Source organism: Streptomyces oceani (assembly GCF_001751245.1).
GTDB lineage: Bacteria > Actinomycetota > Actinomycetes > Streptomycetales > Streptomycetaceae > Streptomyces > Streptomyces oceani.
In genome coordinates this window covers 1-696 of sequence record NZ_LJGU01000063.1, presented here as the reverse complement: position 1 = coordinate 696, position 696 = coordinate 1, and the positions used below count along the sequence as shown (strand labels likewise).

The following is a 696-nucleotide window of genomic DNA, read 5'->3' as shown; positions in this document are numbered from 1 at the left end:
GCGTCCTGTACGGCGGCGAGCCACTCGCCGAGTTCGTCCAGCCGTCCGAGCCCGGCCGGCGGCAGCCCCGTACGGGCCCGGCGTTCCTCGGCCGCGCGACGCAGCTCGCCCCGCGGGCGCTCGATGAGGTCTTCGAACTCGTCCAGGTTCAGGCTGCCGTCACGCATGCGGCGAACCCTACTGGACTCCGCCCGCCCGTTCCCGGGCGGCGGAGTCCAGGTCACCGGGGGAGGGGCACGGGGTCATTCGTCCGCGGAGTGCAGGCTCATGGGTCCGTACACCTTCGTGTCGTCCTCGAAGAGCGACACCTGGTCCGTCCCGCCGTCCAGCAGGTCCCGCCAGACCTCCCCGATCCAGGACTCGGCGTCCCCCTGGGTGGTGAACTCCTCGGGCTGTACGGCTGGTTCCGTCTCGCCGCCGTCGGACTTCTCGAACCGCCACGTCCACGCCATGTCGCCTCCAAGATCGTTGGGCTGCTCCCCGAAGACTAGTCGCCCATCCTCACCACGCGGGCGAACGTAGGCGAACGTACGGGTCCCCGCCCGCTCCCGCGTGCCCGATGCGCGGCTCGCAAGAGGGCGCGAGACGATCGGGGGGTGGAACTCACTCTCCTGGGCACCGGTGCGCCGGCGGGTCTGCCCCGACCCGGCTGCCCCTGCGCGGCGTGCGCGGTCGCCGTGGGCGGCGAGGCACGGG

The 696-nt window shown here is 72.7% G+C and carries 1 protein-coding gene and 1 pseudogene; both read right to left on the bottom strand.

Going from position 1 to position 696, the window contains the following annotated elements; translation table 11 throughout:
* Window positions 1-167: pseudogene (locus tag AN216_RS29855) on the bottom strand (nicotinate-nucleotide--dimethylbenzimidazole phosphoribosyltransferase); the annotation flags it as partial.
* A 75-nt stretch (window positions 168-242) separates the two neighbouring features.
* Entirely contained in the window at window positions 243-452 is a 210-nt protein-coding gene (locus tag AN216_RS00300; protein WP_070194533.1) for a hypothetical protein, read from the bottom strand.
* Window positions 453-696 lie beyond the last annotated feature (244 nt).